Source organism: Pseudomonas sp. SWRI50 (genome assembly GCF_014269095.1).
Lineage (GTDB): Bacteria > Pseudomonadota > Gammaproteobacteria > Pseudomonadales > Pseudomonadaceae > Aquipseudomonas > Aquipseudomonas kermanshahensis.
In genome coordinates, this window is sequence record NZ_JABWRW010000002.1 from 269,347 (window position 1) to 286,186 (window position 16,840).

At 63.7% G+C, this 16,840-nt stretch carries 15 protein-coding genes; 1 reads left to right on the forward strand and 14 read right to left on the reverse strand.

The genetic code is table 11. From position 1 onward, the window contains the following. Nucleotides 1-5: 5 nt before the first annotated feature. Nucleotides 6-815 carry a helix-turn-helix transcriptional regulator gene (locus HU750_RS03475; protein ID WP_186676769.1) on the reverse strand — a complete coding sequence of 270 codons (810 nt, stop codon included), beginning with the start codon at nt 813-815 and terminating at the stop codon, nt 6-8. A 130-nt stretch (nt 816-945) separates the two neighbouring features. Between HU750_RS03475 and HU750_RS03480 the strand changes: the two genes are divergently transcribed. Further along, nucleotides 946-1,569 (forward strand): LysE family translocator, encoded by a 624-nt coding sequence (locus tag HU750_RS03480; RefSeq protein WP_027594859.1) that lies wholly within the window; start codon nt 946-948, stop codon nt 1,567-1,569. Here the strand turns inward: HU750_RS03480 and HU750_RS03485 are convergent. From HU750_RS03485 to HU750_RS03545, 13 genes are all read right to left on the reverse strand, one after another. Further along, nucleotides 1,566-3,899: an autotransporter family protein gene (locus HU750_RS03485; RefSeq protein ID WP_186676773.1), complete on the reverse strand. Its 2,334-nt coding sequence runs from the start codon at nt 3,897-3,899 to the stop codon at nt 1,566-1,568. The genes HU750_RS03480 and HU750_RS03485 overlap by 4 nt on opposite strands. Before the next feature lie 146 nt (nt 3,900-4,045). Then, a complete protein-coding gene (locus HU750_RS03490; RefSeq protein WP_186676776.1) occupies nt 4,046-4,321 on the reverse strand; it encodes a peptidylprolyl isomerase in 276 nt (91 codons plus the stop codon). Nucleotides 4,322-4,358: 37 nt separating this feature from the next. Next, nucleotides 4,359-6,317: an acetoacetate--CoA ligase gene (locus tag HU750_RS03495; protein ID WP_186676778.1), complete on the reverse strand. Its 1,959-nt coding sequence runs from the start codon at nt 6,315-6,317 to the stop codon at nt 4,359-4,361. A 145-nt stretch (nt 6,318-6,462) separates the two neighbouring features. Further along, nucleotides 6,463-6,942, reverse strand: a complete 480-nt coding sequence (gene eco, locus HU750_RS03500; protein ID WP_186676783.1) for a serine protease inhibitor ecotin — start codon at nt 6,940-6,942, stop codon at nt 6,463-6,465. A 57-nt stretch (nt 6,943-6,999) separates the two neighbouring features. Further along, entirely contained in the window at nt 7,000-7,770 is a 771-nt protein-coding gene (gene hbdH / locus HU750_RS03505; RefSeq protein WP_186676785.1) for a 3-hydroxybutyrate dehydrogenase, read from the reverse strand. Between the two features lie 140 nt (nt 7,771-7,910). Then, the gene (locus HU750_RS03510; protein WP_186676787.1) at nt 7,911-8,927 is read right to left on the reverse strand and encodes an ABC transporter permease; all 1,017 of its coding nucleotides are present in this window, start codon (nt 8,925-8,927) and stop codon (nt 7,911-7,913) included. Next, nucleotides 8,927-9,985: a microcin C ABC transporter permease YejB gene (locus HU750_RS03515; protein ID WP_027594865.1), complete on the reverse strand. Its 1,059-nt coding sequence runs from the start codon at nt 9,983-9,985 to the stop codon at nt 8,927-8,929. Before HU750_RS03515 ends, HU750_RS03510 begins: the two co-directional genes overlap by 1 nt. Then, a complete protein-coding gene (locus HU750_RS03520; protein ID WP_238348876.1) occupies nt 9,982-11,817 on the reverse strand; it encodes an extracellular solute-binding protein in 1,836 nt (611 codons plus the stop codon). The genes HU750_RS03515 and HU750_RS03520 overlap by 4 nt, the downstream gene beginning before the upstream one ends. Nucleotides 11,818-11,944: 127 nt before the next feature. Further along, nucleotides 11,945-12,226 (reverse strand): peptidylprolyl isomerase, encoded by a 282-nt coding sequence (locus HU750_RS03525; RefSeq protein WP_027594867.1) that lies wholly within the window; start codon nt 12,224-12,226, stop codon nt 11,945-11,947. Between the two features lie 79 nt (nt 12,227-12,305). Further along, nucleotides 12,306-13,367: a 3-deoxy-7-phosphoheptulonate synthase gene (locus tag HU750_RS03530; protein ID WP_186676788.1), complete on the reverse strand. Its 1,062-nt coding sequence runs from the start codon at nt 13,365-13,367 to the stop codon at nt 12,306-12,308. Between the two features lie 563 nt (nt 13,368-13,930). Then, a complete protein-coding gene (locus HU750_RS03535; protein ID WP_027594869.1) occupies nt 13,931-14,482 on the reverse strand; it encodes a YbhB/YbcL family Raf kinase inhibitor-like protein in 552 nt (183 codons plus the stop codon). 48 nt (nt 14,483-14,530) lie between these two features. After that, the gene (locus HU750_RS03540; protein WP_099453998.1) at nt 14,531-14,836 is read right to left on the reverse strand and encodes a hypothetical protein; all 306 of its coding nucleotides are present in this window, start codon (nt 14,834-14,836) and stop codon (nt 14,531-14,533) included. A gap of 207 nt (nt 14,837-15,043) precedes the next feature. Further along, complete coding sequence (locus HU750_RS03545; RefSeq protein ID WP_099453999.1) at nt 15,044-16,339, reverse strand: MFS transporter; 1,296 nt, start codon at nt 16,337-16,339, stop codon at nt 15,044-15,046. Between the last annotated feature and the right edge of the window lie 501 nt (nt 16,340-16,840).

The window sequence follows — 16,840 nt, forward strand, 5'->3', positions numbered from 1 at the left end:
GGGCCTCAATGGCCTCGGTATTGCCCGGGCGTTACGCCCACGTGCGCCTTGAACACCCGCTGAAAGTGGCTTTGGTCGGCAAACCCAAGCTGATAGGCGACCTCTGCCAGCGCCAGGCCCTGGTTCAACAGAAGCCGACCGCGATTGACCCTGGCGTTGAGCAGGTAGGCATGGGGCGTCAGGCCGGTGGCTGCGCGAAACGCCCGGATCAGTTGATAACGCCCCAATCCCGTCTCCTGGGCCAACAACGTCAGGCTCAGTTGCGCAGGGTCCTCAGCCTCGATCCGCTCGACCAGGCCACTGAGCAGGGAGGCGCCCAGCGCCGGTGTCGCCTCCAGCGTCGGGTGCGAGCAGAAGTCCTGGTCCCCCATGAAAGCAATCAGCGCCGCCTCTTTCGCGCCGTTGCTCGCACTGGAGAACAACAAGGCATTCAGCGCGCAGAACTGGCTGTACAAGGCGGGCACATGGCTGATACGTGCAGGCTCACCCGCCTGCGCACCGCGCAGCCCAGACTCCAGGCGCAGTTGCGACAGCCAGTCGGCATCCACGTGCAGCATCTGGTAGCTCCAGGCCTGGCCAGGCGCCGGATTGCACGCATGCACACGCTTTGCCGGGACCATCACCAAAGTGCCGGGTGTCAGGCGTTGCTGACCACCGCTTGCGCCGGTAAACAGGCTGAAGCCGGCATCCACTGCGCCCATGGAAAAGGTCGGATGGCTATGCGCCTTGTAGCAGGCGCGGCTGTGGCAGGCGCGGCGGCTTTCGACGAAGGGCAGGGCAGTATCGCGCCAGACGCGGGCTTGTGAGCGGGGCATGAAAGGGTCCTCGACAGGAGCAAAAGCTTACCAGTAGCAGGGGACCCGTACAGTTTTTTCGGCTGGCTGTAACTTGACCCTGTGCGCGTCTGCGGTCGAAATAAGCGCTTGATGTCAGAGGACAATAAAAATGGATCTTGCCAGTTTGCTGCTGTTCATCCCCGCGTGCTTCGCCCTCAACATGGCGCCCGGGCCCAACAACCTGCTGTCGTTGCACAATGCCAGCCGCTACGGCCTGCGCACGGCCTGCGTGGCCGGTGGCGGGCGCATTGTCGCTTTCAGCGGCATGATTGCGCTGGCGGCCATGGGCCTGGCGGTGGTGCTGCATACCAGTGAATACTTGTTCCTCGCCATCAAGGTGATTGGTGCTGCCTACCTGTTCTACATTGCCTGGCAGCTGTGGCGGGCCCCTGTTGGTGAAGCCGTGGTGGCGGGTGATCACCCACGCGGCACCTGGCGCCTGGCGCGGCAGGAGTTCTGGGTGGCGGCGGGCAACCCGAAGGCCATCCTGATCTTCACAGCCTTCCTGCCGCAGTTCGTCTCGGTCGGCGGTGCTACCCCGGTCAGTGAGCAGTTCCTGTGGCTTGGCGTGCTGTTCCTGCTGCTGGAGTGGGCCGCCATCGCCATCTATGCGGGCCTTGGCGCCTATATGCAGCGCTGGTTCAGCCAACCTGGGCCGCGCCGGATGTTCAACCGGGTCAGCGCCTCCTTGCTGGGCTGCGCTGGCCTCGGTCTGCTGGCAGCGCGCCGTTAGAACTGCCAGCGCACACCCAGGTTCACGCCGCTGGCTTCCTGCTGGCGGCTGTCCAAGTTAGCGCTGTACTGCACGCCGCCGTGCAGGCTCAGCGCTTCACTCACTTGCACCACCACACCGCTTTCGAGTTGCACCGAGGTGTAGCGGTAGTCGGTCTTGATCGTGTCGAGGTCATCGAACGTCAGCGTGTCGCGGCCACCGTCGCCGTGCCACAGGTTGACCTGCGCATAAGGTTGCAGCAGGCGTCCACGGGTGCCAGTGAAGGTGCCTTCAAGGCGCGCACCCAAGCGCGCCGTTAGTTCAACCTGGGCGTCATGGCTGACGCGCGAGACGCTGTCACGAGCGGTGTCCAGCGAGACCTTCTGGGCGATCAACTGGGCTTGCGGCTCCGCGGCCCAGCGTTGCGACAGGGCGATGGGGTAGCCGGACTCCAGTGACGCTGTCCAGGCATGGCCCTTGATGTTCAGCTTGTCACCACGGTGCGAGCGCGCCCGGCCATCCAGGTCGGTGTACTGCAGCACGGCATCCAGGTACCCGCGCTGCGGCCCGACCAGTGTCCAGTAAGCGCCGACGCTGTCGCCATCGAGCTTCAGGTCACCGACGCTGCGGTCTTGTACGGCCAGGGCAAACCCTTTGACGTCGGCGTCCAGGCGACTGTGGCTGACATACACGCCGACCTGTTGGCGATAGCCGCTGTCATTGACCTTGGCATACACGTCCTGGCCGACCTTGAAGCCATACAGGTCACCGTCCAGGCTGGGGCTGACCGTGCCGGTCCATTGCTGGCGCAGCGTGCCGCCGTAGGCCTGCCCCCAGCTGGCGGGGAGCCCGCCTTGGCCGGCCAACAACTGCTGGTCGCCCTGGCGCTGGTGAAAGGTGCCCAACGCTTGGCGGGCGATGATCGCGGCGCCTCTAGGGGCAGCGGCGTACACCGGGACTTCGGGGCGGTACAGCGCCAAGGGCTTGCCCTGCACCGGCGCAGGCAGTTCAGCTTGCCCGGGCGCCGCCGCAACCACAGGCGGGGTCGCTGCCGGTTCGATCACGGGTGGCTCGCCGGGCTGCGGTGCCGGCGCCGGAGCGGGCGGGGCGACTAAGGTCGAGCGCAGGTACCAGCTGTTTTCACTGCCTGCTGTGATACCACCCTTGAACAGGCGATAGTCGTAGGCACCAACCGAAAGCGTCTGGGTCTGGACGAAAGCGTCGTTCCGGCTGACAGCGCCTTCGCGGGCTTCGACTACTTGGATACCGTTCTGTGTGGTCGCCGCGCCTGCGCCCCCCAAGTTATTGACCAGCAGGCCAGTACTGCCAGCGATAACCCCGCGGCTGACGACCAGGCGGTCGGAGGCCGCGCCATCCCCGGCCAGCACGCTGTTCACGCGCAGGGTGCCGTTGTTGCCGGTGTAATCGCCTTGAATGCTCAAGCGCCCCAGGGCATCGTTGCCCTGCGACAGGTCTATCGTGCCGGCGTTTTCGACCGACACCTTGTTGCCGTTCTGGATACTCACGATGCTGCCTTGGCGTGCGATCAGCGCGCTGCTCGCATCGATTTTGAAGCTGCCTGTACCGGTCGCGGGGAGGGTGTCGGTGCCTAGGTCGCCCAAGGTGAGGGTGTCGTCGAGGGTGAATCGGCTGGCGTTGGTCAACGCCACGGATTCCCAGTTGGTGTACAACCCACCGCGCGTCACCTGGCTGCGGTTGAACACCAGGGTGTCATTGCCAGCGCCGCCGTCGACGCTGATGTTCAAGGCCTTGGCATCGAGGCTGTCGATTGTCGCGGAGTCATCGCCAATACCCATATCGACCCGGCCGCCGATGCTGCCGCCGGACCACGTGAAGGTGTCGTTGCCGGCGCTGGCGAGCACATTCCCCTTGAGCGAACCACCACTGATGGTAATGCGGTCCTGGCCGCCGCTGGTGCTGATATTGCCGCCAATCGAGCCCCCGCGCAGCAGGATCGTGTCGTTGCCAAAGCCGCTCACCAGGTTGCCGTCGATCTCGGTTGCAACGGCAGTGTCCTGGGACATTTCGAAGTAGTTGTCAGCGAGCTTCAAGTCGACTCGCCCTATCTGGCCGCCCGAAAAGATTGCATGATCGCCATCCTCGAACGCACCGATAATGCGCCCGCCCGACATTGTGAAAGTATCGAACCCTTGGCCCTGGTTCAGCGACTGGACCGTGCCCCCGCTCATGGTGAAGGTGTCGACCTGTTGGGTTTGCGAGATCGCCCCCAGGCTGTCGCCCGGCATGACGGTCAGTGAATCAGGGTAGCCAAGCGTCGGCAGTGCGAGCAGTGGCAACGCGGCAGGGGCAAGCAGGCGGTGATAACGCATCGGCAGGTCTCCGTGTCCTCAGAAGGGGACCACTGCCTGACGCGGCGCTTAGGCGCACCGTATCGGTCCTGCCTGAGTTGTAGGGAAATGCCTGACGTTGAACAACTGGCAATAATGCTAGGTGGCCTGTTGCTACCTAGGTGCTGTCAGTCGCGGTAGAAGGTTTGCACCAAGTGGTAGCCGAACTTGCTCTTGATCGGCCCATGCACCACGCGCAGCGGCTTTTTGAAGATGACCTGGTCGATGGCGCCGACCATCTGGCCAGGCCGCACCTCACCCAGGTCACCGCCGCGCTTGCCCGACGGGCAGGTGGAAAACTTCTTCGCCAGCACGTCGAAAGCCTCGCCATTGGCGATGCGCTGCTTGAGCTTTTCGGCTTCGCCAGCGGTCTTGACCAGGATGTGGCGGGCTTGAGCTTTCATGGGACACCTGTGCTTCGGGGTAAAAAAAAGGGCGCCATTATGCCTCATTGTGCAGCGCGTTGTGGTTGCGGAACTGCTCCAGCGCCTCCGGGTTGGCCAGGGCGTCGGTGTTTTTCACCGGCAGGCCATGAACCACATCACGTACCGCCAGCTCCACCAGCTTGCCGCTGATGGTGCGCGGGATGTCGTTGACCTGGGCAATCACCGCAGGCACATGGCGCGGCGTGGTGTATTGGCGTATCACCTGGCGAATGCGTTGGCGCAAGGCTTCATCCAGCTGCAGGCCGTCGCGCAGGCGCACGAATAGCACCACCCGCACATCGCCTTGCCAGTCCTGGCCGATGGCGACGCTTTCCAGCACCTCTTCGACCTTCTCCACCTGGCGGTAGATCTCTGCCGTGCCAATGCGCACCCCGCCAGGGTTGAGCACGGCATCGGAGCGGCCGTGGATGATCAGGCCACCGCTGGCACGCTGCTCGGCATAGTCGCCCTGGGCCCAGACCCCCGGAAACTGGCTGAAGTAGGCCGCGTGGTAGCGGCTGCCATCGGGGTCGTGCCAAAAGCCCAGCGGCATGGACGGAAACGGCTGCAGGCACACCAGTTCACCTTTTTCGTCATACACGTTCTGGCGTTGCGCGTTCCAGACCTCCACCGCCATGCCCAGCCCCTTGCACTGGATTTCGCCGCGATGCACCGGCAGCGTCGGGTTGCCCAGCACGAAGCAGGCAACGATGTCGGTGCCACCGGACATGGAGGCCAGGCATACATCGGCCTTGATCTTGCGGTAAACGTAATCGTAACTGTGCGGCGACAGTGGCGAGCCGGTCGACAGCAGCAGGCGCAAGCTGGTCAGGCGGTGCGTGGCGGCAGGCTCAAGGCCTTGCTGTTCGAGTGCGGCCAGGTACTTGGCGCTGGTGCCGAAGGCATGGATGCCCTCGGCATCGATCAAGTCCAGCAGCCGCGCTGGCCCGGGGTGGAAGGGCGAGCCGTCATACAGCACCAATGTGGCACCTACAGCCAGGCCGCTGGCTAGCCAGTTCCACATCATCCAGCCGCAGGTGGTGTAGTAGAACAGCACATCATCGGCCTTGAGGTCATTGTGCAGGCCGTGTTCCTTGAGGTGCTGCAGCAGCACCCCACCGGCGCGGTGGACGATGCACTTGGGTACGCCGGTGGTGCCGCTGGAGTAGAGGACGCACAGCGGATGATCGAACGGCAGCGGGGTGAAGCGAGGCATGCCGCCGGGCTGGAAAAAGACCTCCCACAGGTCGACACGGGACGCGTGGAATTCGTCGGCGCGGGTCCCGCTGCGGGTATGGGGTACCACGATCAGTTGCTCAAGGCCTGGTAATTGGGCGCAGACCTGGTTGATCTTGTCGACCTGATCGATGACCTTGCCGGCATAGTGGTAACCGGCGCAGACGATCAGCAGCTTCGGGCTGATCTGGCCGAAACGGTCGATGATGCCGTGCACGCCGAACTCGGGTGAAGCGCTGGACCAGATTGCGCCGAGGCTGGTGCAGGCCAGCATGGCTACCAGGGTTTCCCAGGTGTTGGGCATGATGGCGGCGATGCGGTCGCCCGGTTTCACACCAGAGGCCTCGAACGCCCGTTGCAGCCCCGCGACCTCGGCGGCCAACTGCGCATGGCTCAGCACTCGGCGCTGGCCGTCTTCGCGTACGGCGATCAATGCCGGGCGGTCGTCGCGCCGGCGCAGCAGGTGTTCGGCGTAGTTCAGGGTGGCGCCGCTGAACCACTGGGCATCGGGCATTTGCGGGCCTTCGCGCAGCACGTGGCTCGGCGGCTGGTGCCAGTTAACGTGAAAGTACTCGGCAAGGCTCTGCCAGAAGGCTGAGCGCTGCTCGATGCTCCAGCGGTGCAGTGCCTGGTAGTCGTTTAATTCGAGGTTGTAGCGCAGGTTGACCCAGCGGCGAAACGCGACCATTCGGCTGGCCTCGATCTGCGCTGTGGAGGGGCTCCAGAGTACGTCGTTCATGGCGAACCTCCAGTTGTTGCGGGAGGGGGGTAGGAGCAGCCTTGCGCTGCGAAGAGGCCAGTGAAAACACTGTAAATCTTCGGCGCTATTACTGGCCTCTTCGCAGCACAAGGCTGCTCCTACCTGTCAGCGTGATGCGAGCTTCTTATTCCACTTTAGCCTTCTGCACGTCTTGCGAGGCAGACCACACGCGGTAGCGCACCTCGACGTCCTTGGGCACATACACCACCACTGGCAACTTGCTGTTGTAGCGCAGCATGAAGCCTTCGCCGACCACCGGCACGAACGCATCGGTCTTTTTGCCATCCGGGCAGGCCATCAGGGTGCTCGCAGGGCCGCCGACCTTATCCAGGCGGTAGTAGCTGTAGCCCCAGCCTTCGAGCGTGCGTTCTTCGAGGCTACCCGCCAAGCGCTGGCGGTTGCAGTCGACCTTCAGCGTCTTGCCCGCGAGAATTTCCAGTTTATAGGCCGACTCGTCAGCCTGGGCCGGCAGGTGGATGACCTGCCGGGTGAAGCCTTTTTCCGCCTCAGGATAGGGCGCGATATCCTTCAAGCTGGCAGCCATCGCCGGGGCGGCGGCAGCCAGGGTCAAGGTCAGGATCGCGGACAGTGGGCGTGGGCGCATGTAGGCCTCCTTGCAGTTGAAAAGGGTGCAAGACCATTACCAGGTCGTGGCCGGCCCTCACTGGGCCAGCCAGCCACCGTCGACATTCCAGGCGGCACCACGGACCTGGCTTGCGGCCTCGCTGCACAGAAATAGTACCAGCTCGCCCAGGTGCTCGGGGGTGACGAAGGCCAACGAAGGCTGCTTCTCGGCCAACAGGTCGTGTTGTGCCTGCTGCGGGTCTACACCCTTGGCGGCGCGGTCGTCGATCTGCTTTTGCACCAGCGGGGTCAGCACCCAGCCAGGGCAGATCGCGTTGCAAGTGACATTGCTGGCGGCCGTTTCCAGGCCCACGACCTTGGTCAGGCCCACCACGCCATGCTTGGCTGCCACGTAGGCGGCCTTGCCGGTCGAGCCGACCAGCCCGTGCACCGAAGCGATGTTGATGATCCGCCCCCAGTTGCGTGCGCGCATGCCGGGCAGGGCCAGGCGGCTGCCATGGAACACCGCCGACAGGTTGAGGGCGATGATCTTGTCCCAGCTCTCCACGGGAAATTGCTCGACCGGCGCCACGTGCTGGATACCGGCGTTGTTGACCAGAATGTCGACACCGCCGAATTCATGCTCGGCCACAGCGAACAGGGCCTCTATTTGCGCTACATCCGACAGGTCGGCGGGGTGGTGGATAGCCTTCACGCCGTGGCTGGTAATGCTGGTGATGGCCGGCGCCGGGTCGCCAAAACCGTTGAGCAGGATGTTGGCCCCAGCGCGGGCCAGCACCTGGGCGATGCCAAGGCCGATACCGCTGGTGGAACCGGTGACGAGTGCAGTCTTGCCTTTGAGGGTCATGCGAATGCTCCCAGTGCAGGTTGTGGGTCTTTTTGTAGGAGCAGCCTTGTGCTGCGAAGAGGCCGGTGAAAGCAGCTAAGATTTACAGGGTTTTCACTGGCCTCTTCGCAGCGCAAGGCTGCTCCTACAGGGGTCGTGCATTAACCATGTGGATCGAACGCTTCGCGCAGCGCATCGCCGATGAACACCAGCAGCGACAGAATCACCGCTAATGCGAAAAACGCAGTAAAGCCAAGCCAGGGCGCTTCCAGGTGCTGCTTACCCTGGGTCACCAGCTCGCCCAGTGAGGCGCTGCCGGCCGGCATGCCGAAGCCCAGGAAGTCCAGCGCAGTCAGGGTGGTAATGGCCCCGGTCAACATGAACGGCACATAGGTCAGCGTGGCATTCATGGCGTTGGGCAGAATGTGCCGCAACATCACCTGGCTGTCTGGCAGGCCCAGCGCCCGCGCGGCTTTGACGTATTCCAGGTTGCGCCCGCGCAAAAACTCGGCGCGCACCACATCGACCAGGGTCAGCCACGAAAACAGCGCCATGATCCCCAGCAACCACCAGAAATCAGGCTCGACGAAGCCGCTAAGGATGATCAACAGGTACAGCACCGGCAACCCCGACCAGACCTCCAGCAAGCGCTGCCCCAGCAGGTCGACCCAGCCGCCGTGGTAGCCCTGCAAGGCTCCGGCCGTTACGCCGATCAGCACGCTGACTAGGGTCAAGGCAAAGGCGAACAGCAGCGACACTCGGGTGCCGTACAGCACCCGGGCCAGCACATCGCGCCCCTGGTCGTCAGTGCCCAGCCAATTGCTGGTACTGGGTGGGCTGGGGGTGGGCACTTGCAGGTCGTAGTTAGGGGTGTCGGCACTGAAGGGGATGGGGGCGAACAGCATCCAGCCGCCCTGGGCCTCGATCAATTGGCGCACGTAGGCACTGCGGTAATCTGGCTGGAACGGCAATTGGCCGCCGAACTGCTGTTCGGTGTAACGCTTGAGCGCCGGGGTGTACAGCTCGCCCTTGTAACCCAGCAGCAAGGGCTTGTCGTTGGCCACCAGCTCTGCGCCCAGGCTCAGCAGCAATAGCGCTGCGAACAGCCACAGCGATACCCAGCCGAGGCGGTTGCGGCGAAAGCGTTGCAGGCGGCGGCGCGACACGGGCGAGAGCATCAGTTGGCCCTCGTGTCGAAGTCGATGCGCGGGTCGAGCAGGGTGTAGCACACATCGCCGATCAGACGGATCAACAAGCCCGCCAGGGTAAAGATGAACAGCGTGCCGAAGACCACCGGGTAGTCACGCGACACGGCGGCTTCGTAACTCATCCGGCCAAGGCCATCGAGGGAGAAGATTACTTCGATGAGCAGCGAACCTGCAAAAAACACCGTGATCAGTGCCTGGGGCAGCCCGGCCACCACCAGCAGCATGGCATTGCGCAACACGTGGCCGTACAGCACGCGCCGCTCGCTCAGCCCCTTGGCCCGGGCGGTGACCACGTACTGGCGGGAGATCTCGTCAAGGAATGCATTCTTGGTCAGCAGGGTCAGGGTGGCGAAGCCGCCGATCACCAGTGCGCCGACCGGCAGCACCAGGTGCCAGAAATAGTCGGCGACCTTGCCCAGCAGGCTGAGCTGGTCGAAGTTTTCCGACACCAGGCCGCGCACCGGGAACCAGTTCAGCGACGTGCCGCCGGCGAACAGCACGATCAGCAACAGGGCGAACAGGAACGAGGGCAGGGCGTAGCCGATCACGATCAGTGCGCTGCTCCAGGCATCGAAGCGGCTGCCATGGCGCACCGCCTTGCGGATACCCAAGGGGATAGAAACCAGATAGGTGATGAGCGTGGCCCAGAAGCCGAGCGACAAGGTGACCGGCAGCTTGTCGAGGATCAGGTCGGTGACCTTGGCCCCACGAAAGAAGCTCTGGCCGAAGTCGAGGCGGGCGTACTGGCTCAGCATCAGCCAGAGACGCTCGGGGGCTGATTTATCGAAACCGTACTGGTGTTTGATCGCCTCGATCAGCTTGGGGTCCAGGCCGCGGGTGGCCCGTGACTCGCCATGCGCCACCTCGGCCCGGGCGCCTGGTGCGCCGCCGCCGATACCCTGCAGCCGCGCCACCGCTTGCTCCACCGGGCCACCAGGCGCCGCCTGGACGATCGCGAAATTGACCAGCAGGATCGCCAGCAGCGTCGGAATGATCAGCAACAGGCGCCGCAGAATATAGGCCGTCATGGTGAGGCCTTCAGGCGTTCGGCCATCTGCGCGTTGGTCAGCGGGGTAGGGCTGACTTCCCACCAGGTGTCGAGGCCTTCGTCATAGGTGGCCTGAACCTTGGGCAAGCCAAAGCGGTTCCACCAGGCCGTGGAGCTGCCGGGCGGGTAGTAGTTGGGGATCCAGTAGTAGTTCCACTGCAGCACGCGGTCCAGGGCATGGGCATGGCGCAGCATGTCGGCTTGCGTGCTGGCGCGTACCAGGCCGTCGATCAGGCTGTCCACTGCAGGGTCCTGCAGCACCATCAGGTTGTTCGAGCCGGGGTCGTGGGCCGCTGCCGAACCGAAGTAGTTGTACAGCTCGGCCCCCGGCGACAGCGTGACTGGGTAGCCGGTCACGATCATGTCGTAGTCACGCGCCATCAGGCGGTTGACGTATTGGGCCGAGTCGACATTGCGGATGTTCAGGGTGACGCCGATCTGCGCCAGGTTGCGCTTCCATGGCAGCAGCAGGCGTTCCAGGCCAGCCTGGCCGTTGAGGAAGGTGAATTCCAGCGGCTCGCCTTGGGCGTTCACCAGGCGGTCACCCTCGGGGTGCCAGCCGGCTTGCTGCAACAAGGCCAACGCTTGCAGCTGTTGCGTGCGGATGATGCCCGTGCCATCGGTGACCGGGGCGGTGAACACGCGGTCGAAGACCTCATCTGGCACCTTGCCGCGTAATGGCTCCAGCAGTTCGAGTTCGCTGACGTCGGGCAATGCGCGGGCGGCCAGTGGGGTGTTGGAAAACACGCTCTGCTGGCGGATGTAGAGGTTGCGCATCATCTGCCGGTTGCTCCACTCGTAGTCCCAGAGCATGCCCAGCGCCTGGCGCACGCGGCGGTCGCGAAACGGCGGTTTGTCCAGGTTGAACACATAACCTTGGGCAACCTGCGGTTTGGCTGGGCCCAGGTGCGCGCGCTGCAGGCGGCCGTCGTCCAGCTGCGCGCCGTTGTAGCCGAGGGTGTAGGCCGTGGCAGAAAACTCGCGGTTGTAATCGTAGCCACCCCCTTTTAGCACCTGCCGCGCCACTTCGGTGTCGCCGAAGTATTCGATGCGCAGCGTGTCGAAATTGTAGCGGCCACGGCTGACGGGGAGGTCTTTGGCCCACCAGGTTGGGTCACGTTCAAAGCTGATGCTGCGGCCATTGTCGATCTGGCCGATGCGGTACGGGCCGCTGCCGACCGGTTTGTCGAAGCCGGCGCCGTTGGCGAAATCGCGTTGTTGCCAGTCATGCTCGGGCAGCACCGGCAGGCTGGCCAAGTCCAAGGGCAGGGTGCGGCCATGGGGTTGCCTGAAGTCGAAGCGCACGCGATGCGGGCCCTCTACGGTAACCCCAGCGACCTCGGCGAACTGGGTGCGGTACTTGAGGCTGCCTTTGCTCATCAGCAGCTCGAAGGTAAAGCGTACGTCTTCGGCGCGCACCGGCTTGCCGTCGGCGAAGGTGGCGCGGGGGTCGATCTCGAAGCGCAGCCAGGCATCGTCCGGGCCACGTTCCATGCGCCGGGCAATCAGGCCGTAGACGGTGTAGGGTTCATCGAATGAGCGCACGGCCAATGGCGCGTACAGCCAACCATCGACTTCGTTGACGCCGATGCCTTTGTCGATGTACGGCAGAACATGGTCGAACTGGCCAATCTCCATGGCCGAGCGGCGCAATATGCCGCCCTTGGGGGCGTTGGGGTTGGTGTAGTCGAAATGGTGGAAGTTTTGGTTGTAGCGGGGGGCTTCGCCGTAGACGGTCAACGCGTGGGTGGGTGCAGCGTGGGTGTTGACGGAAAAGCACAGAAACAAAACCAGCCAGCCCAGGCGATACAAGCCCTTGTAGGAGCAGCCTTGTGCTGCGAAGGCGTCAGCACGGTCAACGAAATTGCCCGGCCGGGCCACTTCACAGCGCAAGGCTGCTCCTACAGAGGCTGAGTCGTTCCTGAGGAACAACCTGGTATCAGTCCTGACGGCTGGTCACTTCCAGCAGGTGATAACCGAACTGGGTTTTCACGGGGCCCTGGACAACGTTCAGCGGCGCGCTGAAGACCACGGTATCGAACTCACGCACCATCTGGCCCGGGCCGAACGAGCCCAGGTCACCGCCTTGGCGGCTGGATGGGCAGGTGGAGTTGGCCTTGGCGACTTCGGCGAAATCGGCACCAGCTTCGATCTGGGCTTTCAGTTCGTTGCATTTGTCTTCGCTGCTGACCAGGATGTGGCGGGCGGTGGCACGTGCCATGGGTACTGCTCCTTAGGGTAAAAACGCAAGCCTAGCGCACTTGTTCGGGAAATGTCTCGCAAGGCTTGCTAGCGGCTTCCTACAGTTTTTGTGCCGCCTCGCGCAACAGGGTTTCAGTCGACGCCCAACCCAGGCAGCCATCGGTGATCGACACGCCGTACTTCAGTGCGCCTTTGCCCAGGGACTGGCAGCCATCGAACAGGTGCCCTTCGATCATCACGCCGACAATCGAACGGTCACCGGCCACGCGCTGTGCCAGCACGTTCTCGAATACCGCGGGCTGCTGCGCTGGGTCCTTGCCGCTGTTGGCATGGCTGCAATCGACCATGATCCGCGCCTGTAACCCCACTTTGGCCAACCCTTGGCGGGCCTGGGCGATGCTCGTGGCATCGTAGTTCGGGCCTTTATGGCCGCCGCGCAACACCAAATGGGTGTCGGGGTTGCCCAGGGTCTCGATGATGGCCGGGTAGCCCTGCGCATCCATGCCGAAATGGCGGTGCGGGTGCGCGGCGCTGCGCATGGCGTCGCAGGCGACGCCAATCCCGCCGTCGGTGCCATTCTTGAAGCCCACAGGCAGTTCCAGGCCACTGACCATTTCACGGTGCACCTGCGACTCGGTGGTGCGTGCACCGATCGCGGCCCAGCCCAGCAGGTCGTCGAAGTAGCCCGCGGCCATCGGTTGCAGCAGCTCGGTGGCAATGGGCAGGCCGCGCTCGATCATGTTCAGCATCAGGCCGCGCGACAAGGCGATACCGGCGTGCATGTCATCGCTGCCATCGAGGTGCGGGTCGTAGGCCAGGCCTTTCCAGCCCACCGTGGTGCGGGGTTTTTCGACGTAGGCGCGCATCACCAGCAGCAGCTTGTCATCCACTTCGCGGCTCAGCGCGGCCAGGCGGTCGGCGTATTCCAGCGCCGAGCGAGGGTCGTGAATCGAGCAGGGGCCTACCACTACCAACAGGCGTTGGTCGCGGCCTTCGAGAATGGCGCGGATGGCCTGGCGGTGGGCATGGACTTGCTGAGTGAGCTCAGCGGACAGCGGCATTTGCTGCTTGAGCAGGTGGGGGCTGGGCAGGCGCTGGCTGACGGTAGTATTGGCAGCTTGCGGTTGGTTCAGGGGCAGGGCGAGGTTCGAGGCTTGCATGGCGTTTTTCCCTGGGCGGACGGCGGGTTCTGGCCCGCGTCGTCGGCCCTATCGAGGTGTTCGACAGATCGTTGTAGGTGTGTTGGCTGCAGCGTTGCCACCCTTGAAGGACCGATCGGAGGCGGCAGGCTGGCCCGAACGGGATTGGCTAAATCGCCAGGCATAGGTGTTTGCGCAGTAATAAGTGGCGTAGTTCATGAATCTGTCCTCAAGGTAAATCGGTAATGTTCAAAGGCCTGAAAAGCAAAACCCCCGGTCGGGGAGCCGACCGGGGGTTTGAGTATTCTCATGTTCGGCGGCCCCTCGAAAGTGGGCGCCGTGTGGGTATCAGCGGCGCCTAGTGGCTAAACCAATACCCAAAATAAAAGCTGGCAGGAGCCTTGCAACCGGCAACGGCCAGCACAGGGCGCAGGGTGCGACCGGTGTGGTTGGCATGATTGCAGGTGCGTTTCGGCATGTTGCTCTCCAGTGAATGAGCCCGAGCTTACTTCAGATCAGGCGCGGCGTTCAATGGGTAAATGCAATGACGTTGATCATTGCCGGTAATGGGGGCCATGGCCTGTTCAGTGGCCGTAACGCCCCACCAAGGTTTGCGCGCCCAAGGCATGGTCTTGCAGCAACTGCAGTAGCCCATTGCGGTCCAGGTCTGCTGGCAGGATGCCGGGTTCGAGGTCGGTTGCAATCAACGTCAGCGCGTAGTGGTGCGGGTTGTCCCCGGCGGGCGGGCATGGGCCACGGTAGCTGGCGGTGCCGCGGGAGTTGCGTCCCACCGTCACGGCAGGGCTGGTCAGTCCGGCCACGCCTTCTTTCAAGCCATCCAGGCCTGGGTCGATGTTATAGGCGACCCAGTGCACCACCCCCAGGCCTTTGCCGCCATCCGGGTCGAACATCACCAGCGCCAGCGAGCGCGTCCCGGCGGGCAGGTTGTCCCAGCTCAGTTGCGGGGTGCGTTCTTCACCTGCGCCGCAGGCCGGGTCTGGCCCGACCTGTTGCAGGGCAATCACGCCACCGTCGGTGAAGGAGGAAGAACTGATCGACAGTGCGCCAGAGCCCGGCCCGGCGGCCAGTACGCTGAAAGGCAGCAGGGCAGCGAGCAGCCAGGGTTTGGCGTTCATGGCAACTCCTTGGCAGGGCGATGGAGCGCAGTGTAGTCCAGCCGAGCCTCAACGGCTGTCCTGGTCCTCAGCGGTACCGCCATCGTAGCCGGCACCGGAACCTGTGGCTTCGCCGGTGCTGTTGGAGCCGCCACTGGCGCCGTCTGCGGCATCGGTGCCGGTGTTGCTGCTGTCGTTGTCCTGGCCGCTGCCGGGGCTGTTGACGCTGCTTCCGTCACCTGCGGTCTTGCCGCCGGACTGGTCGGTTTGTGGGCGGGTGTCGGTATTGGTGGGTTCGGTGGCAGCGAAGCTGGTGCCGGTGATGGCGCCCAGGGCCAAGGCCAGGCACAGCGAAAGGGGGCGAATGCGGATCATGATGAATCTCCCGTGCGGATGATCTGTCATTCGTTTGGCTGGAGCAGGGCGGCGCGGTGCCCTCTGGGCGACGGGTGGTCACCCAGGAACACGCGTTTTCTGTGTAGGAGCAGCCTTGTGCTGCGAAGAGGCCGGTGACCACACAACAGATCTTCGCTGCTATCACTGGCCTCTTCGCAGCACAGGGCTGCTCCTACCGAGGTGGGGTTATCGGGTTTCGGCTTGCGCTGCCCCTGTGCCTTGCACCGGCTCCAGCGGCGGATGCTCTTGCGCGGCATGCATCAGGTCTTCAGTCACCCGCAACTCGGCACCAGTGGGCGAGAAGGTGGTGGAGGCCGCGAACGGCGCCGGGTGCTCGGCCGCCGGGCGCTTGCCTCGGCGCCACAGGAAGAAGCTGACCATGGCCAGGTTGACCGCTGCAAAGGCCCAGAACAGCCCGGCCTCGCCAAACGACGTCATCATCGGCGAAATCGCCAGCGGCGCCAGCGCCGAACCCAGCGAGTTGATCAGCAGCAGGCCCTGGATCATCGGCACCAGCGCGTCGGACGGTGCACGGTCGGCAGCGTGGCTGACCGCTACCGGGTACAGGGCGAACACGCCGCCACCCAGCAGGAACAGCATTGCGGGCAGCAATGACGATTCAGACGGCAAGAACACCGTAATCAACGACAGCACCACGCACAGGCCGGCCAGGGCAATCAGCACATCCTGGCGGTCCTTGCGGTCGGACCAGCGCCCAACCGGGTACTGCAGCAGCATCGCACCCAGGATCACCCAGGCCATCATGCTGCCGACCTCGCCCACGTCCAGGCCAATACGTTGGAGGTACAGCGGCAGCAGCGCATAAATGCCGGCAATCGCCACCCCCGAACCGAAGCAGCCGACCAAACCCGACGGCGCCACCCCCAGCAGTTGGCGGGGCTTCAGCGGTTCGACCTGGTCCAGCAGTGGCGACACCCGCGGCAGGATCACGATCGGCAGCACCGACAGCGCCGCCAGCATGCCCGCGAGCATGAACGGCGCGGTGTCGCCCAGGCGGGTGATTTCGCCAAGGCCTGCCTGGGCAATAACGCCGGCGCCGTAGAAGGCAATCATGTACAGCGCCAGCAAGCGGCCACGGATTTTCGCGTCGCCGGCCAGCAGCAACCAGCTCTCGATCACCAGGAACACGCCCACCGCAGCCCAGCCGTTGATCAGGCGCAGGATCGACCACCACGTAGTGTCGTAAAACAGCCCTTGCAACAGGATGGTCGCGGCGATCAGCGAGGCGAAGCTGGTGTAGGCGCGGATATGGCCGATGCGCAGGATCAGCCGGTCATTGAAGATCGCGCCAAGGGTCAAGCCAATGAAGTAACTGGACGACACAATACCGATGGTGGTGGCTGATTCACCGGCCGCGCCCAGGCGCAGGGTGGTCAGGGAAGACATGAAACCGTTGCCCAGGGCAATGATGAAAAGCCCGAGCAGGGGCGCCAGCGCCATGGCCAGCAAACGCGGAGACATACGTACCTCAAGTTGGATGAGCGGAATGAGCGCCTCTTCGGACGCGCACGCCAACTGGGCCCGAAAGGGGGCCAAGAGGCTGCACGGATGTGCCTGGGCTGGATGCGACCTGGGCAAGACTCAACCGCTGGGCCGTAAGGGAGCTGGGCCGGGCGGGGTCGGTTGAGCCTATTTCACATGGGCGGTCATGTGTTCAGGCGCGGACTCTGTCATTGCTGCCGGTTGCCACCGTTCAAGGCGACGGGCGAAAAGGAACCGCGATTCTACGTGCTTGCAACCTTTTGCCCAAGGGGCAATGGCCTGCGACGAGACGCCGCAGGGCGTCGCGACGTACAGGCTTAATTCGCCCGCTTAATAATAATTTGTACAGAAAAATAACTTTAGTCGTATTGATTCATTGTTTTGGCGGCGGGCAGTGAGTATTTATTGATCTGGATCAATACAGGTACGTAATTAATTACCGTATCAGCCTGTTGATCGACAGAACTTATCAAGCAATCA